A 16,037-nucleotide genomic window follows, 5' to 3' on the forward strand; every position below is an offset into this window, starting at 1 on the left:
TCGTCGCGTGGCGTGGTTCGGTGTGGCAGAAAGTTCCAGCGATTCCACCACAGGATAGCCGCCATGGCAGATACGCCCCGCCCGCTTTCACCGCACCTGCAGGTCTACCGCTGGCAGATCCAGATGGTGACTTCCATCCTGCATCGCGCCACCGGCATCGCGCTTGCCGTAGGCACCTTGCTGGTGGTCTGGGGCATCCTTGCGTTGGCCTCCGGCGAAGCCGCCTTCGCGCGGTTCAAGGCCTGCAGCGGCAGCCCGCTGGGCATGCTGCTGCTCTTGGGGTGGACCTGGGCGCTCGGCTATCACCTGTGCAATGGCATCCGCCACCTCGTGCAGGACACCGGTGCGGGTTACAGGATTCCCCAGTTCGTGCGCTCGAGCTGGTTGTCGGTGATCGGCAGCTTCGTGATCACGGTGCTCATCTGGGCCTGCGTGCTCGCTCAAGGAGGTGCGGCATGAATCTGCGCGTGGGTACCGATGACGTGCGCAGCCAGCTGCGCCACCCGATGAAACATGCGCGCGGCCTGGGCTCGGCCCAGTACGGCGTCGGCCACTGGTGGACGCAGCGCGTCACCGCCGCCGCGCTGATCGCGCTCGGGCTGTGGTTCGTGTTCACCGTGCTTTCCCTGCTGCACGCCGATTACGCCACCGCACGCGCCGCGGTGGCCAGGCCGTGGAACGCGCTGCTGCTGATCCTGTTCATCGTCACCATGTTCTGGCATGCCGTGCTCGGCCTGCAGGTGGTGATCGAGGACTACGTGCACACCCGCTGGAAGGAAGTGGTCCTGCTGGTGGCGATCAAGTTCCTCGCGGTGCTTGCTGCGCTCGCGGGCGTGCTGGCCGTGCTGCGCATCGCATTGGGAGTCTGAAACCGTGGAAAGCTACAAGATCCAGCAGCACAAGTACGACGTGATCGTGGTCGGCGCCGGCGGTGCCGGCCTGCGCGCCACCTTCGGCCTGGCCGAGAAGGGCCTCAAGGCGGCCTGCGTCACCAAGGTGTTTCCCACCCGCTCGCACACCGTGGCGGCGCAGGGCGGCATCGCCGCCGCGCTCGGCAACATGGGCGAGGACGACTGGCGCTTCCACTTCTACGACACCGTGAAGGGCGGCGACTGGCTCGGCGATCAGGACGCGATCGAGTACATGTGCAAGAACGCGCCGCAGTCGGTGATCGAGCTGGAACACTACGGTGTGCCGTTCTCGCGCACCGAGGACGGCCACATCTACCAGCGTCCGTTCGGCGGCATGACCACGCACTACGGCAAAGGCACCGCGCAGCGCACCTGCGCCGCGGCCGACCGTACCGGCCACGCCATGCTGCACACGCTGTACCAGCAGGCGCTGGCGCACGATGCCACCTTCTTCGTCGAATACTTCGCCACCGACCTGATCTTCGACGACGAGGGCGTCTGCCGCGGCGTGCTGGCGCTGGACATGAACGAGGGCACGTTGCACGTGTTCCGCGGCCAGGGCGTGGTGCTGGCCACCGGCGGCTACGGCCGCGCCTACTTCAGCGCCACCTCGGCGCACACCTGCACCGGCGACGGCGGCGGCATGGTGCTGCGCGCCGGCCTGGCGCTGCAGGATCTCGAGTTCGTGCAGTTCCACCCCACCGGCATCTACGGCGCCGGCTGCCTGATCACCGAGGGTGTGCGCGGCGAGGGTGGCTACCTCACCAACTCCAAGGGCGAACGCTTCATGGAGCGCTACGCGCCGAGCGCGAAGGACCTGGCCTCCCGCGACGTGGTCAGCCGCGCCATCACCATCGAAATCCGCGAGGGCCGCGGCGTGGGCGAGCACAAGGACCACGCCCACCTGAACCTGATGCACCTCGGCCCGGAGGTGATCCACGAGCGCCTGCCGGGCATCGCCGAGTCGGCGCGCATCTTCGCCGGCGTGGACGTGACCAAGGAGCCGATCCCGATCCTGCCCACCGTGCACTACAACATGGGCGGCATCCCCACCAACTATCACGGCGAAGTGGTGCAGAAGAAGGGCGACGACGTCGACGCCGTGGTGCCGGGCCTGTTCGCGATCGGCGAGGCGGCCTGCGTGTCGGTGCACGGCGGCAACCGCCTGGGCTCCAATTCGCTGCTCGACCTGGTGGTGTTCGGTCGCGCGGTGGCGCACCGCTGTGCCGAGATCATCAAGCCCGGCGCCGCGCACAAGGACCTCCCGGCAAGCGCGCTGGACAAGGCGCTGGCCCGCTTCGACGGCCTGCGCCATGCCAACGGCGAACTGCCCACCGCACAGATCCGTCTCGACATGCAGCGCACCATGCAGGCCGATGCCGCGGTGTTCCGCACCGGCGAGAGCCTGAAGGAAGGCTGCACCAAGATCGACGCGGTGCACGCCTCGTTCAAGCAGGTGCGCGTCACCGACCGCTCGCTGGTGTGGAACTCCGACCTGATCGAGACGCTGGAGCTGGCCAATCTGCTCGACCAGGCGGTAGGCACCATGCATTCGGCCGAGCAGCGCCCGGAAAGCCGCGGCGCCCACGCGCGCGAGGACTTCCCCGAGCGCAACGACGCGGAATGGATGAAGCACACCCTGGTGAAGGTGGACGAGAACGGCCGGACCAGTTTCGACTACCGCCCGGTGCACATGTTCACCTTGACCGACGAGGTCGAGGTGGTGCCGCCGAAGAAGCGCGTTTACTGATCGGGACGGGAGCCCTTCGGGGTTCCCACAACGTTGTACCGGCGCTCGCCAGGCGAGCAGTTGCGGCTAGCACGAGCAGAGTGAGGCAAACGTGGCCGAGTTTTCGCTACCCAAGAATTCCAAGATCCAGCCGGGCAAGCACTGGCCCGCGAAGGGCGCCAAGAAGCCGCGCACCTTCCGTATCTACCGCTGGAGCCCGGACGACGGGCAGAATCCGCGCATCGACACCTACGAGGTGGATCTCGCCGCGTGCGGCCCGATGGTTCTGGATGCGCTGCTGAAGATCAAGAACGAGATCGACCCCACGCTGACCCTGCGCCGTTCCTGCCGCGAGGGCATCTGCGGCTCGTGCGCGATGAACATCGACGGCACCAATACGCTGGCCTGCATCTGCGCGATCGACAAGGTCGCCGCGGGCGACGTGAAGATCTACCCGCTGCCGCACATGCCGGTGGTGAAGGACCTGGTGCCCGACCTGACGCACTTCTACGCCCAGTACGCGTCGATCAAGCCATGGATCCGCACGCAGAGCGCGGTGCCCGACAAGGAGCGCCTGCAGTCGCCGGAAGACCGCAAGAAGCTCGACGGCCTGTACGAGTGCATCCTGTGCGCCTGCTGCTCCACCAGCTGCCCCAGCTACTGGTGGAACGGGGACCGTTACCTCGGCCCGGCGATCCTGCTGCAGGCCTACCGCTGGATCGTGGACAGCCGCGACGAGACCACCGGCCAGCGCCTGGACGACCTGGAAGACCCGTTCAAGCTGTACCGCTGCCACACCATCATGAACTGCACGCGCACCTGCCCGAAGGGCCTGAATCCGGCCAAGGCGATCGCCGAGATCAAGAAGCTCATGGTGGAACGCCGCACTTGATGTTTCCCCTCTCCCCTCCGGGGAGAGGGCAGGGTGAGGGGGCCGGTGCTCGCGGAAGGTTGATCGAGGAAAGCGTCCAATGATGGTTCGGTGCGAGATTGCCCCCTCACCTCAATCCTCTCCCCGGCGGGGAGAGGCGGCGAGCGCGGCGCTGCGCGCGTCCTGATCCCATGGACGCTGCCCGCATCAAGCGCCTGCGCTGGCGCACCCGCCGCGGCACCCGCGAACTGGACGCGCTGTTCGGCGGCTGGCTGGACGAGGCCTTTCCCCACGCCGGAGAAGCGCAACAGCGGGCGTTCGACGAACTGCTGGACGTGCAGGACCCCGACCTGTGGGACTGGGTGATGGGCCATGCGCGTCCGCCGCGCGCGGACTGGCAGGCGATCATCGATGACATCCGCGCCCGCCATCGGCTTTGAGTACCGGCCCTCGCGCTGGCTGCCGCGCCTGTTGGGGGCCATGGCCGTGCTGGCCACCCTTGCGGTCGTGCTGTCCGGCTTGCCGGGCTGGCTGAAGCTGCCGCTGGTCGTGCTGGTCGCGCTGCTGGTGTTCCGCGCGGTGCGGCGCTGGTCGGCTTCGCCGGTGCGGGCGGCAGGCTGGAGCGGCGAGGGCGGCTGGAGCCTGCGCCTGGCCGATCGCAGCGACGCGCCTGCCGTGCTGGCGTCGTTCCGCGTGCTGGGCGCCTGCATCCTGCTGCGCCTGCGCGCGGCCCCGCTGGGCGAACAGGTGCTGCTGCTGGCGCCGGACAACAGCGACGCGGACATCCGCCGCCGCCTGCGCATGCGGCTGGCCGTGGTGCAGGCCGGCGGAGCCGCGCCGCGCGCCTGAGCGTTTCCGCCGGCACTTCGTGTCGCCTGCGTTGTCCGAGCGAATGCCGGATAATGCCGGTTTCCTCGGGCGCGCCGCCCATTGATCCCAAAGCGACCCGCCCATGTTCCGACCGCTAGAGCTCTTCATCGGCCTGCGCTACACCCGCGCCAAGCGGCGCAACCAGTTCATCTCCTTCATCTCCGCGGTCTCCATCGTCTGCATCTCGATCAGCGTGATCGCGCTGATCACCGTGATGTCGGTGATGAACGGTTTCGACTACCAGATGAAGACGCGCATCCTCGGCGCGATCTCGCACGCCACCATTTCCGGCGTCGGCCAGAGCATCGAGGACTGGCCGCGCGCACTGCAGATCGCCGAGGCGAATCCGCACGTGAAGGGCGCCGCACCCTACGTCGAGATCCAGGCGCTGCTGCAGGGGCGCGCGCCGGCCGCGGCGATGGTGCGCGGCATCGACCCGGCGCTGGAGCCGAAGGTGGTCGACATCGGCCGTCACATGGTGCGCGGCAAGCTCGACGCGCTCGTTCCCGGCCGCTGGAACATCGTGCTGGGCCAGGACCTGGCCACCCAGCTCGGCGTGAGCGTGGGCGACCAGGTGGTGATGGCGGTGCCCGAGTTCCGCGCTACCCCGTTCGGCGGCGTGCCGCGCATGCGCGGCTTCCACGTGGTGGGCACGTTCTCGATGGGCATGGAGCAGTTCGACTCGGGCCTCGCCCTGGTCAACATCCAGGATGCCGAGAAACTCGACAGCCTCCGCGGCCCCAGCGGCATCCGCCTGAAGCTGGACGACCTGTTCAACGCGCGGCCGGTGGCCCGCCAGCTGGCCGACCGGCTTGGACAGGTCTACCAGGTGCAGACCTGGGAGCAGACCAACGCGAACCTGTTCTCTGCGATCTCGATGGAGAAGAAGGTGATGGGCATCATCCTCTCGCTGATCATCCTGGTGGCGGTGATCAACCTGGTCTCGATGCTGATGATGCTGGTCACCGACAAGCAGGCCGACATCGCGATCCTGCGCACGCTGGGCGCCACGCCGCGCAGCGTGATGGGCATGTTCATGGTGCAGGGCCTGCTGGTGGGCCTGGTCGGCATCGGCTTCGGCGTGGGCCTGGGCTCGCTGCTGTCGTGGCGGCTGCCGGGCATCGTGAAGTGGATCGAGCACGTGTTCCACGTGCAGTTCCTGTCGCCGGACGTGTACTACATCACCGAGGTGCCGAGCCGGCTGGAGTGGCACGACGTGGGCTGGGTGGCGCTGGTCACATTCGCGTTCTCGCTGCTGGCCACCCTGTATCCCGCGTGGCGCGCCTCGCGCACGCAGCCGGCGCAGGCGTTGCGCTATGAGTGAGAAGTCTCCGATGCCGTCGAACGCAAACGTGCTGCGCGCCCATCGCGTGGCCAAGACCTATGCCGAGGGCGGACTACGCACCGAGGTGCTCACCGACGTCAGCTTCGAGCTGAAGCGCGGCGAGACCATGGCCATCGTGGGCGCGTCCGGTACCGGCAAAAGCACCCTGCTGCACATCCTGGGCGGACTGGACACCCTGAGCTCGGGCGAAGTGGAGGTGGACGGCCACCAGCTGTCGAAGCTCTCCGACGCCGAGCGCGGCCGCGTGCGCAACCGCTCGCTGGGCTTCGTCTACCAGTTCCACCACCTGCTGCCCGAGTTCACCGCGCTGGAGAACGTGTGCATGCCGCTGCTGATCCGCGGCACCGCGATCGCCGAGGCGCGGAAGCAGGCCACGGCCCTGCTGGAACGGGTGGGGCTGGGTGCGCGCATCCAGCACAAGCCGGCCGAGCTCTCCGGCGGCGAGCGCCAGCGCTGCGCGGTGGCGCGCGCGCTCGTCACGCGGCCGGCCTGCGTGCTGGGCGACGAGCCCACCGGCAACCTCGACGAGGGCAACGCCACCCAGGTCTACGCGCTGATGCTGGAACTCAACCGCGAGATCGGCACCAGCTTCATCCTGGTCACCCACGACCACCGCCTGGCGGCGCGGATGGATCGCACGCTGGTGCTGCACGGCGGGGTGTTGCGCGAGAAGCCGCGCGAATAGCCTCGCGGATTTCTCCCTCTCCCCTTTGGGGCGAGGGCCGGAGTGAGGGGCGGGTGCTCGCGATAGCCTTTCGCTTCCGCACCCTTGCTCGCCTGCAGCGGGTTTCCGGTCGCCTGCCGGCGCCCGAGTTCCTTCTCTTTGCCGGCACACCGCCGCAGGAGCGGCGGCGAATGGCGCAGCCGGCCCGAACGGCACAGGGCAGGATGCCCGGAGTCGGGAGAAGGAACCAAGAGAAGCCGCCTGATCCGATTCGCCGGAACTACAAGCGGGTCCTGTCGAGGATTCGGGAGCAGCGCCCTCCCAGGCGAAGGACGATGCGGCCGCGCCGCGGCGTATCTGGAAACTGAGAACCCAGGTTTGATGTTCGCGTGGGGACCGGCGGGGTGCGGGCCTACACGCTTTTCGTCCGATTCCCTGGCGTTGGCGCGCTAGCCTCGATCCGGTTCCCCGGAGCCGGGCAGGGCATGGCGTTCAGACCATTCACCGTGACGTTGGCGGCACCTGCGCTGCTCGTGGGCGTGCTGGCGGTGCAGTGGCTGCCGGTGTTGCCGCCGGTCTGGCTGTCGATGCTGCTGTTGCTGCCGGCTGCCGTGGCGTTCTGGTGCTGGCCGCGTTGGCGTCTGCCCTTGTGCGCCTGCGCCGGTGCGCTGTGGGCCATGCATGTCGGCGCCGCTGCGATGGGGGCGCGCCTGCCGCGTGCGCTGGAGGGCCGCGACTTCGTGGTGACCGGGCACATCGAAGGGCTGCCCCTGAAGCGCGAGGATGCCACGCGCTTCGCCTTCGTCGCCGGCAACGCCACGCTGGGCGGCAAACCCGCGCCCCTGCATGGCCGGATGATGGTGTCGTGGTACGACACGCCCCCGCCGCTCGCGCCCTGCCAGCACTGGCGCCTGCTGCTGCGCCTGAAGCGGCCGCGCGGCCTGCTCAATCCCGGCACGGCGGACGGCGAACGCATGGCCCTGCAGCGCCGCATCGTGGCCACCGGCTACGTCCGCGCGGACCCCGCCAACGCGATGCTGGCCACGGGCGGGTGCGTGGACGGCGTGCGCGACGCGATATCGCACGCCATCGCCGCGCGCGTGCGCGACCCGCATGACGCGGCCCTGCTGCAGGCATTCTCGGTGGGCGACACCCGCGGCCTGAGCCAGCACGACTGGGAGGTGGCGCGGGCCAACGGCGTTCCGCACCTGATCGCGATCTCCGGCTTCCACGTGGGCGTGGCGGCGGCGTTCGGCGTGTGGCTGGTCGGCGCGCTGTACCTTGTCTGGCCGGGTCTTGGCTTGCGCCTGCCGCGCGTGCAGGCACAGGCGGGCGGAGCGCTGCTGGCGGCGGTGTGCTACAGCGCGCTCGCCGGTTTCGGCCTGCCCACCGTGCGCACCCTGCTGATGATCGCGGTGGTGGCGCTGGCGCGCTGTTCCCGGCGCGGCGGGCACGGCGCGCAATCGCTGGCGCTGGCCATGATCGCGATCCTCGCGTTTGATCCGCTCGCGGTGCTGGCGGCGGGCTTCTGGCTGTCGTTCGCCGGCGTGGCGCTGCTGATGCTGTGCCTGCAGTCGCGGGGGCATGGCCTGCGCGCCTTCCTGCGCGAGCTGACCGTGGGACAGATCCTGATGACGGTGTCGCTGCTGCCCCTGACGCTGTGGTTCTTCGGCGAGGCATCGCTGGTGGGCGCCTTGTCCAACCTGGTCGCGGTGCCGTTCGTGAGTTTCGTGATCGTGCCCTGCGCGCTGCTGGGCATGCTGTGCCTGGGGCTGTGCCCGCCGCTGGCCACGCCGCTGCTGTGGCTGGCGGCATGGCTCGCGCATGCGCAGTGGTGGCTGCTGGAGCGCATGGCGACCTGGCCGGGCGCGCACTGGTACCTGCCGCAGCTGACGCTGTGGGCGCTGCTGCTGGCGACGTTGGGCGCGCTGTGGCTGTTCCTGCCGCGCGGCGTGCCGCTGCGCGCGCTGGGCCTGCTGCTGTTCCTGCCGCTGTCGTGGCCGTCGCTGGCGAAGCCCGCGCCGGGCGCCTTCGAAGCCTGGGTGCTCGACGTGGGCCAGGGCTTGTCGGTGCTGCTGCGTACCGGCGACCACGCGCTGCTGTACGACACCGGCGCGCGCTATCCCTCCGGCTTCGACCTGGGCGAGGCCGCAGTGCTGCCGGCGATCCATGCGCTGGGCATCGCGCGGCTGGACACGCTGGTGGTGAGCCATGCCGACAACGATCACGCCGGCGGCGCGCCCGCGGTGGTTGCGGCGTTTCCCGCGGCACGCCGCTACGCGGGCGAGCCGCAGCGCATGCCGATGCCGATGGACGCCTGCATGGCGGGGCAGGCCTGGGAGTGGGATGGCGTGCGGTTTCGCATGCTGAGCCCCGCGCCGGATGCCGGCGGCAAGGGCAACGACCGTTCCTGCGTCCTGCTGGTGGAAGGCAGGGCCGGCCGCCTGCTGCTCACCGGCGACATCACCTCGAACGTGGAGCCGCAGGTGGCGGCTGCAGTGGGAAGCGGGGCGCCGCCGGTGCTGCTGGTGCCGCACCACGGCAGCAAGACCTCGTCCCGCACGGACTTCATCGACGCGGTGAATCCGCCGTTCGCCGTGGTCTCGGCCGGCTGGCGCAACCGTTTCGGGCACCCGAAGCCCGAGGTGATGGCACGCTACGCGGAGGCGGGCGTGCCGGTGCTGAATACCGCCGACAGCGGCGCGATAGCCCTCGGTTTTCCCGCCGATGCCCCGGCCCGGGTCATCGCGCGCTGGCGCCGCCGCGAACCACGCTACTGGCGCGAGTCACCCTGACCCGCCACTCGCGTTCAGGGACTGCCACGCCCGCCACGGAACCGGCCGGATCGGCTGCTATGATGCGGCCTCTCGGTTTTGAAGCCCGGTGGGAACGAACGTGCTCGATATCCTGATGGCTGGCGGTTGGGCGATGCTGCCCATCCTGGTGTGCTCGCTGGTGGCGCTGGCGATCGTGCTGGAGCGTTGCTGGACGCTGCGGCGCAAGGCCGTGCTGCCGCCGGGGCTGGGCGAGGAAGTGCGCCAGTGGGCGCGCGCCGGCCAGCTCGACCCGAACCACCTGCAGGCACTGTCGAACGGCTCGCCGCTGGGCGAACTGCTGGCCGCCGCGCTGGCGGTGCGCGGGCAGTCGCGCGACATCATCAAGGAGCGCATCGAGGACACCGGCCGCCACGTGGTGCACGAGATGGAGCGCTACCTCAACACGCTGGGCACGATTGCGCTGATCGGCCCGCTGCTCGGCCTGTTCGGCACGGTGATCGGCCTGATCCGCATGTTCATGCAGGTGATGGCCGGCGGCATCGGCGATCCGGCGAAGATGGCGGGCGGCATCGGCGAGGCGCTGATCTGCACCGCTTCCGGCCTCACCGTGGCGATCCCCGCCTATGTGTTGCACCGGTACTTCCGCTCGCGCGTGGCCGGCTACTGCGTGCAGATGGAGAAGCAGGCCACCGCGCTGCTGGATGATCTCACCCTGAGTCCGGCAGTGGCGGCGCGCCCGCGCCGCGCGGCGGCAACCGCCACGCCGACCGCGGGCTGAAGCGCATGCGCATCGGCAACGACCGCCGCCGGGATGACTTCGAGATCAACGTGGTGCCGTTGATCGACGTGCTGCTCACCCTGCTGATGTTCTTCGTGCTCACCAGCACCTTCATCCAGCACTCGCGCATGCAGGTCACCCTGCCGAACGCCAGCGCGCAGGACCGCGACATGAACGCGCCCGCGCTCACCATCACGGTCGACCGCGACGGCCACTACTGGGTGGGCAGCGATGCGGTGCCGGGCGAGGGCGTCGACGTGCTGAAGCAGGTGATAGCGCGCAACGCGAATGGCGACCATGACCGCCCGGTGGCGATCCGCGCCGACGCGGTGTCCTCGCACCAGAGCGTGGTGACCGCGATGGACGCGCTGGGCCAGCTCGGCTTCACCCGCCTGTCGATCGCCACCACGCCCGACAAGCCCGGCGGAGCGCAATGAGCAGCGGCAGGACCGCAATCTGGGACGCGCACACCTGGCGCGTCTACAGGCGGCTGCTGGGTTACACCAGACGCTATTGGGCGGTGGGCGCGCTCGCCGTGGTCGGCATGGTCCTGGACGGCGGCGGCCTGGCGACCTTCACCAAGCTGCTCAAGCCGATGATCGACAACCTGTTCGTGCAGAAGGATCCCTACCTGATCTTCTGGATGCCGATCTGGATCGTCGGCATCTTCTTCCTGCGTTCCTGCGGCACCTTCACCAGCAGCTACGGCGTCTCCTACATCGGCCGGCACGTGGTGCAGTCGATCCAGCGGGACGTGTTCACGGCCTACATGAAACTGCCGTCGGCGTTCTTCGGCGACGAGCCGTCGGGCCAGCAGATATCCCGCATCACCTACACCAGCGAGCAGGTGGCTTCGGCCGCCAGCGATGCCGCGAAGGTCGGCATCACCGACGGGCTCACCGTGATCTTCATGTTCTACGTGATGTTGAGCACCAGCGCCTACCTCACCTTGTCGCTGCTGGTGCTGGTGCCGGCGATCGCGGTGGTCGCCACCGTGGTGAGCCGGCGCTACCGGCAGATCAGCCGGCGCATCCAGGGCACGATGGGCTCGGTCGCCGGCACGGTGGAAGAATCGGTGGGCGCGAATCGCGAGGTGCGCATCTACGCCGGCCAGGTCCACGAGATCAATCGCTTCGACGAGATTACCCGCTACACCCGCCGGCTGAACCTGAAGATCTCCGCGACGAATGCCGCGTCCAGTTCCACGGTGCAGCTGGTGGCGGCGTTCGCCCTGGCCGCGCTGGTGTTCCTCGGTACGCGGCCGGAAGTGCTGAACCAGATGTCGCCCGGCGTGTTCTTCGCCGTGCTCACCGCGATGGGCACCATGCTGCCCTCGCTGAAGCGGCTAACAAACGTGCAGTCGAACATCCAGCGCGGCATGTCCGCAGCCGAGGACCTGTTCGAGATCATCGACCTGCCGCCCGAGGTCGACCGCGGTACCCGCGTGCTGGAACGCACGAAGGGCGACCTGCGTTTCGAGGACGTGCGGCTCACCTATGCGCGCAACGACTTCCCCGCGTTGCGTGGCGTGGACCTGCACTGCGCGTCCGGCACGGTGACCGCCCTGGTCGGGCGCTCGGGCAGCGGCAAGAGCTCGCTGGTGAGCCTGCTGCCACGTTTCAACGAGCCCAGCGGCGGGCGCATCGTGCTGGACGGCGAGAACTACCAGGACTACACCCTGGCCTCGCTGCGCCGGCAGATCGCCTGGGTGGGGCAGAGCGTGGTGCTGTTCGACGACACCGTGGCCAACAACATCGCCTACGGCGAGCTGGCCGGCGCCAGCGAGGCCGACATCGTGGCCGCGGCCGAGGCGGCCAACGCGATGGAGTTCATCGCGCGCCTGCCCAGGGGCATCCACAGCCACATCGGCGAGGGCGGCAACCAGCTTTCCGGCGGCCAGCGCCAGCGCATCGCGATCGCGCGCGCCATCCTGAAGAACGCGCCGATCCTGGTGCTGGACGAGGCCACCAGCGCGCTGGATACCGAGTCGGAGCGCCTGATCCAGCAGGCGCTGCAGCAGCTCATGCGCCACCGCACCACCCTGGTGATCGCGCACCGGCTCTCCACCATCGAGGGAGCCGACCAGATCGCGGTGATGGAACAGGGGCGCATCGTCGAGCGCGGCACCCATGCCGAGCTGCTGGCTCTCGCCGGCCACTACGCCGCGCTGCACCGCATGCAGTTCCACGACGCGAACCTCGGCAGCGACTGAGGCGCGCATGGCGCTTGCGGACGAACTCGCCGAAGCGTGGTACGGCCATCGCCGCAGTCCCCGGTGGACATGGCCGCTGGCCGCCCTGTACGGCGCGCTGACCGCGCTGCGCCGCTGGCTGTACCGCATCGGCGTGTTGCGCAGCGTGCGCCTGCCCGTGCCGGTCATCGTGATCGGCAACCTCACCGCCGGCGGCACCGGCAAGACACCGCTCGCCATCGCATTGGCGGAGGCACTGCGTGCGCGAGGCTTTCGCCCCGGCGTGGTGAGCCGCGGTCATGGCGGGAGGCAGCGCGAACCGATGCTGCTGGGCGAAAGCCCCATCCCCGCCGAAGTAGGCGACGAACCTTGCCTGATCCGCGCCAGCGGCGTGCCGGTGGCGGTGGGGCGCGATCGTCCCGCGGCGGCGCAACTGCTGCTGGCGGAGGGCTGCGACGTGGTGATCGCCGACGACGGCCTGCAGCATTACCGCCTCGCCCGCGACGTGGAGATCTGCGTGATCGACGGCGTGCGCCGCTTCGGCAACGGCCGCCTGCTGCCCGCCGGTCCGCTGCGCGAGCCGCTGCGCCGGCTGGCACGCGTGGACCTGCGCGTGTGCAACGGCGGCATGCCGCAGGCGGGCGAGTACCCCATGCGCCTCGTGGGCGGCACCGCGGCGACGCTGGACGGCACGCGGGAGCAGCCACTCGCGGCATTTGCAGGGCAGCGCGTGCATGCGGTGGCGGCCATCGGCAACCCCGCACGCTTCTTCGCCAGCCTGCGCGAGGCCGGCATCGACACGATCGGGCATGCGTTTCCAGACCACCACGCGTTCGTCGCCAACGAGCTCGCCTTCGGCGACGGCCTGTCCGTGCTGATGACCGACAAGGACGCGGTGAAGTGCCGCGGCTTTGCGCAGCCGCACTGGTGGCGGGTGCCGGTGCGTGCCGAGTTGCCGGCAGCGTTCGTCGATGCGGTGATTGCGAGCCTGTCCTGATTCTGCAGGAGCGCGCCCTGTGCGCGATGGCTCTGGCGATGGCCGGAACAGAGCGTTCGCGCACAGGGTGCGCTCCTACAGAGGACTGCCGCCTATCCAGATCCGCCGCACGAGATTGCCGCCCATCCAGTAGCACAGCTCGGCGGGCTGCCCCGCATGCCACGCCACCAGGTCGGCGCGCTGGCCCACGGCCAGGGTGCCGCGGTCAGCGAGCCCCAGCGCGCGCGCCGCGTTCGCGGTGACGCCGCGCAGCGCTTCCTCCGGCGTGAGGCGGAACAGCGTGCAGGCCATGTTCGCCGCCAGGCGCAGCGAGAGCAGGGGCGAGGTGCCGGGGTTGCAGTCGGTGGCGATGGCGATCGGCACGCCGCGTTCGCGCAGCGCGGCCAAAGGCGGCAGTCGCGTTTCGCGCAGCGCGTAGAACGCGCCGGGCAGCAGCACGGCGACGGTGCCGGCCGCCGCCATCGCGGCGACGCCGGTGTCGCCCAGGTGCTCCAGGTGGTCGGCGGAGAGGCCGTCGAAGCTCGCCACCAGCGCAGCGCCGCCCTGGTCGGAGAGCTGTTCGGCGTGCAGCTTCACCGGCAGGCCGAGCTGCCGCGCGCGTTCGAACAGGCGGCGGGTTTCGGCGGGCGTGAAGGCGATCCTTTCGCAGAACGCATCCACCGCATCGACCAGGCCCTCGCCGGCCAGCGCGGGCAGCATGCCGTCGCACACCAGTGCCACGTAGTCGTCGCGGCGTTCCCGGTATTCGGGCGGCAGCGCGTGCAGGCCGAGGAAGCTGGTGCGCACCGTGACGCCGAGCTCCGCGCCGATGCGCCGCGCCACGCGCAGCATGCGGCGCTCGGCTTCCAGCTCCAGGCCGTAGCCGGACTTGATCTCCAGCGTGGTGACGCCGTCGGCCAGCAGGGCGCGGGCGCGCGGCAGCGATTGCGCGAACAGCGCATCCTCGTCCGCCGCGCGGGTGGCGCGCACGCTGGAGACGATGCCGCCGCCGGCGCGGGCGATTTCCTCGTAGCTGGCGCCGTTGAGGCGCATGTCGAACTCGTGGGCGCGGTTGCCGCCGAACACTAGGTGGGTGTGGCAGTCGACCAGGCCCGGCGTGAGCAGCGCGCCGCCGAGGTCCTCGACGCACGTGGCGGCCGCGTCCGGCGGCAGTTCGCGCATCGGGCCGATCCATGCGATGCGGCCCTCGGCACAGGCCAGCGCGCCATCCTCGACCAGGCCGAACGGCGCGTCGCCGGCGAAACCCGCCAGGTTGGCGCGGGTCAGCAACAGATCCCAGCGGGCCTCGCTCACGGTTCGGAGCCCCTGGTGACAGGCCCGGGCGCGCAGGGTTCGCCGTCGGTGCCGGTATCGCTGTCCGACTGCTGCGCCGCGTTGCAGGCAGCCTGCTGCTGCTCGAAGTCGCGTACCAGTCGTTCGGCGAAGTCCTTGTACACCGGCGTGGGGCTGAAGATCGAGGCGGCGGCGCGGGCGAGCAGGCAGGCGGCCATGATCGGGATCACCATCGCCTGGTTGTCGGTCAGTTCCATCGCGATCACCGCCGAGGTGAGCGGCGCACCGGTCACGCCGGACAGGTAGGCGCTCATGCCCAGCAACACCACCGCGGCTGCCGGCGCGTGCGGCAGGAAATGCGCGATGTTGTGGCCAAGGCCGGCGCCCACGGCCAGCGCCGGCGAGAAGATGCCGCCCGGGATGCCGGCCCAGTACGACACCACGTTCGCCAGCAGCTTGGCGATGCCGAAGCCCTCGCCGGGCGTCTGCGCCGCCTCCTGCACGAAGGCGCGCGCCTGGTCGTATCCGGTGCCGTACACGCTGCCGTGCGAAAGCACGCCGATCGCCGCCAGCGCGAGGCCGCAGCCGGTGGCGAACAGTACGGGATTGCGCGAGCGCAGCCGTGCGACCAGTGCCAGCGGGCCACGCCTGGCGAGCAGGATCAGCCGTGCGAACAGCCCGCCCGCCAGCCCGCAGATCACCCCGCACAGCAGCACCGCCAGCCAGGCGTGGCCCAGCGGCAGGGTGGTCTGCACTTCGCCGAAGTACGAGTAGTTGCCCATGACGCCCAGCGACACCACGCCGCCGGCGAACACCGCGGTGAGCAGCAGGCCGCTGAAGCGGTGCTCGAAGGTGCCGGCCAGTTCCTCGATCGCGAAGATCACGCCGGCCAGCGGCGTGTTGAACGCGGCGGCGATGCCGCAGGCACCGCCGGCGAGGATGAAGCGCGAGACCGCCTTGGCGTCGGTGAAGCCGAAGCGCCGGCCCAGCGAATAGAACAGGCCCGCGCCCACGTGCACGGTGGGCCCTTCGCGACCGATCGAGGCACCCACCGCCAGCGCGATCAGGGTCAGTACCATCTTGCTCGCCGCGATCGGCAGGGCCAGCATCCGCGCACGGAAGCCCTCGTCCTCGACGTGCAGGGTGGCGATCGCCTGCGGGATGCCGCTGCCGCGTGCCGCGCGCAGGCGGCCCTCGGTGACCCAGGACAACAGGCCGAATGCCAGCGGGGTGAGGATCAGCGGTATCCAGACGCCATGCGCGACGATGCGCAGGAACAAGTCGTACGACCAGGTGCTGGCCTTGGCGAACAGGATCGCCGCCAGTGCCACCAGCACCGCTCCGCTCCACAACACGATGCGCCGTTTCCACTGGTGTGGCGCAAAGAACTCGTGGCCCATCACTGCACGCAGGCGGGAGTTGGGGTTTTTCTTCGACTGGGACGGTTCGGGCATCCGGCGATTATTGCAGAATGCGTCGCGGGCGCGCCCGCCGCGCGGCCCCGGCCGCCCCCGGGGGTCGTGAACGTGGCGGCGGCGGTGGGGGGTGGTGTGGGCGGCGCCGGCGGTGGGCGCGCGGGGCCCCCTGTCAAGCTGGAGGGGGGGCGCACGCCCAGGGTCGCGGTTGGGGGGG

The 16,037-nt window shown here is 69.9% G+C and carries 15 protein-coding genes; 13 read left to right on the forward strand and 2 right to left on the reverse strand.

From position 1 onward, the window contains the following. The first annotated feature begins 63 nt into the window (after window positions 1-63). The 13 genes from sdhC to lpxK all read left to right on the forward strand — a co-directional run bounded on the left by sdhC (window position 64) and on the right by lpxK (window position 13,133). The gene (gene sdhC / locus ACQGNW_RS13080; protein WP_426663624.1) at window positions 64-459 is read left to right on the forward strand and encodes a succinate dehydrogenase, cytochrome b556 subunit; all 396 of its coding nucleotides are present in this window, start codon (window positions 64-66) and stop codon (window positions 457-459) included. Next, window positions 456-869, forward strand: coding sequence for a succinate dehydrogenase, hydrophobic membrane anchor protein (gene sdhD, locus ACQGNW_RS13085; RefSeq protein ID WP_426663625.1), 414 nt, complete (start codon window positions 456-458; stop codon window positions 867-869). Before sdhC ends, sdhD begins: the two co-directional genes overlap by 4 nt. Window positions 870-873: 4 nt before the next feature. Further along, window positions 874-2,661, forward strand: coding sequence for a succinate dehydrogenase flavoprotein subunit (sdhA, locus tag ACQGNW_RS13090; RefSeq protein WP_426663626.1), 1,788 nt, complete (start codon window positions 874-876; stop codon window positions 2,659-2,661). Window positions 2,662-2,752: 91 nt separating this feature from the next. Next, window positions 2,753-3,532 carry a succinate dehydrogenase iron-sulfur subunit gene (locus ACQGNW_RS13095; RefSeq protein ID WP_426663627.1) on the forward strand — a complete coding sequence of 260 codons (780 nt, stop codon included), beginning with the start codon at window positions 2,753-2,755 and terminating at the stop codon, window positions 3,530-3,532. 170 nt (window positions 3,533-3,702) lie between these two features. After that, on the forward strand, window positions 3,703-3,951 hold the full coding sequence (locus ACQGNW_RS13100; protein WP_426663628.1) for an FAD assembly factor SdhE: 249 nt from the start codon (window positions 3,703-3,705) through the stop codon (window positions 3,949-3,951). Further along, entirely contained in the window at window positions 3,923-4,360 is a 438-nt protein-coding gene (locus ACQGNW_RS13105; protein WP_426663629.1) for a protein YgfX, read from the forward strand. Before ACQGNW_RS13100 ends, ACQGNW_RS13105 begins: the two co-directional genes overlap by 29 nt. Before the next feature lie 103 nt (window positions 4,361-4,463). After that, the gene (locus ACQGNW_RS13110) at window positions 4,464-5,705 is read left to right on the forward strand and encodes a lipoprotein-releasing ABC transporter permease subunit (RefSeq protein ID WP_426663630.1); all 1,242 of its coding nucleotides are present in this window, start codon (window positions 4,464-4,466) and stop codon (window positions 5,703-5,705) included. 10 nt (window positions 5,706-5,715) lie between these two features. Further along, window positions 5,716-6,411, forward strand: a complete 696-nt coding sequence (gene lolD, locus ACQGNW_RS13115; protein WP_426663631.1) for a lipoprotein-releasing ABC transporter ATP-binding protein LolD — start codon at window positions 5,716-5,718, stop codon at window positions 6,409-6,411. A 464-nt stretch (window positions 6,412-6,875) separates the two neighbouring features. Next, a complete protein-coding gene (locus ACQGNW_RS13120; protein WP_426663632.1) occupies window positions 6,876-9,185 on the forward strand; it encodes a DNA internalization-related competence protein ComEC/Rec2 in 2,310 nt (769 codons plus the stop codon). A 100-nt stretch (window positions 9,186-9,285) separates the two neighbouring features. After that, window positions 9,286-9,945 carry a MotA/TolQ/ExbB proton channel family protein gene (locus ACQGNW_RS13125; protein WP_426663633.1) on the forward strand — a complete coding sequence of 220 codons (660 nt, stop codon included), beginning with the start codon at window positions 9,286-9,288 and terminating at the stop codon, window positions 9,943-9,945. 5 nt (window positions 9,946-9,950) lie between these two features. Beyond that, window positions 9,951-10,382: an ExbD/TolR family protein gene (locus ACQGNW_RS13130; RefSeq protein ID WP_426663634.1), complete on the forward strand. Its 432-nt coding sequence runs from the start codon at window positions 9,951-9,953 to the stop codon at window positions 10,380-10,382. Further along, window positions 10,379-12,157: a lipid A export permease/ATP-binding protein MsbA gene (msbA, locus tag ACQGNW_RS13135; RefSeq protein WP_426663635.1), complete on the forward strand. Its 1,779-nt coding sequence runs from the start codon at window positions 10,379-10,381 to the stop codon at window positions 12,155-12,157. The genes ACQGNW_RS13130 and msbA overlap by 4 nt, the downstream gene beginning before the upstream one ends. Before the next feature lie 7 nt (window positions 12,158-12,164). Next, the gene (gene lpxK / locus ACQGNW_RS13140) at window positions 12,165-13,133 is read left to right on the forward strand and encodes a tetraacyldisaccharide 4'-kinase (protein ID WP_426663636.1); all 969 of its coding nucleotides are present in this window, start codon (window positions 12,165-12,167) and stop codon (window positions 13,131-13,133) included. 75 nt (window positions 13,134-13,208) lie between these two features. On the opposite strand, the gene hutI is transcribed toward lpxK, so the two are convergent. Continuing rightward, a complete protein-coding gene (gene hutI, locus ACQGNW_RS13145; RefSeq protein WP_426663637.1) occupies window positions 13,209-14,426 on the reverse strand; it encodes an imidazolonepropionase in 1,218 nt (405 codons plus the stop codon). Next, a complete protein-coding gene (locus ACQGNW_RS13150; RefSeq protein WP_426663638.1) occupies window positions 14,423-15,859 on the reverse strand; it encodes a chloride channel protein in 1,437 nt (478 codons plus the stop codon). Before ACQGNW_RS13150 ends, hutI begins: the two co-directional genes overlap by 4 nt. Window positions 15,860-16,037 lie beyond the last annotated feature (178 nt).

Origin of the sequence: Rhodanobacter aciditrophus (assembly GCF_050026795.1) — a bacterium.
Taxonomy (GTDB): Bacteria; Pseudomonadota; Gammaproteobacteria; order Xanthomonadales; family Rhodanobacteraceae; genus Rhodanobacter_A.

Coding starts and splice junctions, on each gene's coding strand:
- sdhC (WP_426663624.1), top strand. CDS start 64: ATGGCAGATACGCCCCGCCCGCTTTCACCGCACCTGCAGGTCTACCGC.
- lpxK (WP_426663636.1), top strand. CDS start 12,165: ATGGCGCTTGCGGACGAACTCGCCGAAGCGTGGTACGGCCATCGCCGC.
- sdhD (WP_426663625.1), top strand. CDS start 456: ATGAATCTGCGCGTGGGTACCGATGACGTGCGCAGCCAGCTGCGCCAC.
- ACQGNW_RS13130 (WP_426663634.1), top strand. CDS start 9,951: ATGCGCATCGGCAACGACCGCCGCCGGGATGACTTCGAGATCAACGTG.
- ACQGNW_RS13150 (WP_426663638.1), bottom strand. CDS start 15,859: ATGCCCGAACCGTCCCAGTCGAAGAAAAACCCCAACTCCCGCCTGCGT.
- ACQGNW_RS13105 (WP_426663629.1), top strand. CDS start 3,923: ATGACATCCGCGCCCGCCATCGGCTTTGAGTACCGGCCCTCGCGCTGG.
- ACQGNW_RS13110 (WP_426663630.1), top strand. CDS start 4,464: ATGTTCCGACCGCTAGAGCTCTTCATCGGCCTGCGCTACACCCGCGCC.
- lolD (WP_426663631.1), top strand. CDS start 5,716: ATGCCGTCGAACGCAAACGTGCTGCGCGCCCATCGCGTGGCCAAGACC.
- msbA (WP_426663635.1), top strand. CDS start 10,379: ATGAGCAGCGGCAGGACCGCAATCTGGGACGCGCACACCTGGCGCGTC.
- ACQGNW_RS13100 (WP_426663628.1), top strand. CDS start 3,703: ATGGACGCTGCCCGCATCAAGCGCCTGCGCTGGCGCACCCGCCGCGGC.
- ACQGNW_RS13120 (WP_426663632.1), top strand. CDS start 6,876: ATGGCGTTCAGACCATTCACCGTGACGTTGGCGGCACCTGCGCTGCTC.